The sequence below is a fragment of the Pseudomonas sp. genome (genome assembly GCF_050739655.1).
In the GTDB taxonomy this organism is placed as follows: domain Bacteria; phylum Pseudomonadota; class Gammaproteobacteria; order Pseudomonadales; family Pseudomonadaceae; genus Aquipseudomonas.
This window is the reverse complement of sequence record NZ_JBOIBY010000369.1, coordinates 1-2,614: the sequence shown is the minus strand read 5'-3', so window position 1 is coordinate 2,614 and position 2,614 is coordinate 1. Positions and strand designations below refer to the sequence as shown.

2 protein-coding genes are annotated in these 2,614 nt (G+C 59.1%); both read left to right on the top strand.

Annotated elements, in window-relative coordinates:
* Positions 1-366 precede the first annotated feature (366 nt).
* Positions 367-1,758, top strand: a complete 1,392-nt coding sequence (locus ACRESJ_RS17655) for a GntP family permease (RefSeq protein WP_431759054.1) — start codon at positions 367-369, stop codon at positions 1,756-1,758.
* 7 nt (positions 1,759-1,765) lie between these two features.
* A complete protein-coding gene (gene hbdH / locus ACRESJ_RS17650) occupies positions 1,766-2,539 on the top strand; it encodes a 3-hydroxybutyrate dehydrogenase (protein ID WP_431759053.1) in 774 nt (257 codons plus the stop codon).
* Positions 2,540-2,614 lie beyond the last annotated feature (75 nt).

Sequence of the window (2,614 nt, the reverse complement as noted above, 5' to 3'; positions counted from 1 at the left end):
CCACAAACGGTTAATCGGGCATTTTTGTGAGTGTTCACTCGGGGCCTCCCGGAGCTTGGTTTGGTTCGCACCTCCAATTTCCCGGAAAAGCCCCGAGTGAACAACCTACAGAGAGATCACAGCTAGCTCCCACAGTTTTCTGAATTCTCCTGTTATGTAAGTGACCTTGTGGGAGCTAGCCTGCTAGCGATGGGTCCATTACTGGCTTACAAGTCTCAAAATCGAGACAAACACTTCTAATACAATTTGACCAACACAGTTATTTCCTTATATTTCAATTGCTTACAATCATGGCACAAAACTCGCTATAGCCCCCTCCTACAAAGTTTCACCTATACAAAAATAACAATCCTCAGGAGACACACCATGAGTGTGATCATTGCCTTGGCAGCCCTCGCGCTGCTGATGCTGGCTGCTTACCGTGGCTACAGCGTTATCCTTTTTGCCCCGATTGCCGCCCTCGGCGCTGTCCTGCTCACCGACCCTTCCGCCGTCGCGCCTGCCTTTACCGGGGTGTTCATGGAGAAAATGGTCGGCTTCATCAAACTGTATTTCCCGGTGTTCCTGCTCGGAGCGGTATTCGGCAAGTTGATCGAACTGTCCGGCTTCTCGCGCTCAATCGTAGCGGCAGCCATCCGCTTGCTTGGCACCCGTCAGGCGATGCTGGTGATTGTGCTGGTCTGCGCCTTGCTCACTTACGGTGGCGTGTCGCTGTTTGTGGTGGTGTTCGCGGTGTATCCGTTTGCCGCTGAAATGTTCCGCCAGAGCAACATCCCCAAGCGTTTGATCCCAGCAACCATTGCCCTCGGCGCCTTCTCGTTCACCATGGACGCCCTGCCCGGCACCCCGCAGATCCAGAACATCATCCCCAGCACGTTCTTCAACACCACCGCCTGGGCGGCGCCGTGGCTGGGCGTGATCGGAACGATTTTCGTGTTCTGCGCCGGCATGCTGTTTCTCCAGCGCCAACGCAACAAGGCCCAGCGCTTGGGCGAAGGCTATGGAAGCGACTTGCGCAACGAGCCGGAGACCGCCGCGGACATCAAGCTGCCCAACCCATGGATCGCCCTGTCGCCGTTGTTGGCCGTGGGTATCATGAACCTGCTGTTCACCCAGTGGATTCCACAGTGGTACGGCAAGACCCACAGCCTGGCGCTACCGGGCATGGCCGCGCCGGTCACCACCGAAATTGCCAAGTTGACGGCGATCTGGGCCGTTCAGGCAGCGCTGCTGGTGGGCATCATCATGGTGCTGTTGTTTGGCTTCCAGGCGATTCGCAGCAAACTCGCCGAAGGCAGTAAAAGCGCAGTCAGCGGTGCATTGCTGGCTGCGATGAACACTGCCTCGGAATACGGCTTCGGTGCCGTGATCGCTTCGCTGCCGGGCTTCCTGGTGCTGGCCGACTGGCTCAAGAGCATTCCCAACCCACTGGTCAACGAAGCGATCACCGTGACGCTGCTGGCCGGTATCACCGGTTCCGCATCGGGTGGCATGAGCATCGCCTTGGCCGCGATGTCCGAGCAGTTCATCGCCGCCGCCCACGCCGCCAATATTCCGCTGGAAGTGCTGCACCGGGTGGCCGCGATGGCCAGTGGCGGCATGGACACCCTGCCGCACAACGGCGCGGTGATTACCTTGCTGGCCGTGACCGGCCTGACCCACCGCGAAGCTTACAAAGACATTTTCTGTATTACGCTGATCAAGACCCTGGCGGTTTTTGTGGTGATCGGCACTTTCTACGCCACTGGCATTGTGTGAGGCATTCATGACGACTCTTTCGGGCAAGACCGCACTGGTTACCGGCTCCACCAGCGGCATCGGCCTGGGCATCGCCCTGAGCCTGGCCAAGGCCGGCGCCAATCTGATCCTCAATGGTTTCGGCGATGCTTCTAAGGTGATTGCCGAAGTCGAGCAGTTCGGCGGCAAGGTTGGCCATCACCCCGCCGACGTCAGCGACCCGGCGCAAATCGCCGACATGATCAGCTATGCCGAGCGTGAGTTCGGCGGCGTCGACATTCTGGTCAACAATGCCGGCATCCAGCACGTCGCACCCGTGGACGAGTTCCCGGTGGAGCGCTGGGATTCGATCATTGCCATTAACCTGTCATCGGTTTTTCACAGCACACGCCTGAGCCTGCCGGGCATGCGCGCCAAGGGTTGGGGCCGGGTGATCAACATTGCCTCGGTGCATGGCCTGGTGGGCTCGACGGGCAAGGCCGCTTATGTGGCGGCCAAGCATGGCGTGATCGGCCTGACCAAGGTGGTCGCCCTGGAGACCGCCACCAGCAACGTCACCTGCAACGCCATTTGTCCGGGCTGGGTGCTGACGCCATTGGTGCAGAAGCAAATTGATGACCGCGCTGCGACCGGTATCGATCCGCAGCAGGCGCAACATGATCTGTTGGCCGAGAAACAGCCGTCGCTGGAGTTCGTCACGCCGCCACAGTTGGGTGAGTTGGTGCTGTTCCTGTGCAGTGAAGGCGGTAGTCAGGTACGGGGCGCGGCGTGGAATATTGATGGTGGGTGGTTGGCGCAGTGATCGGGCGTTAGACCGCGTTATCGTTCTTCGCGGTCAAGCCTCGCTCCCACAGGTTTTTCGGAGTCTGTAGGAGCG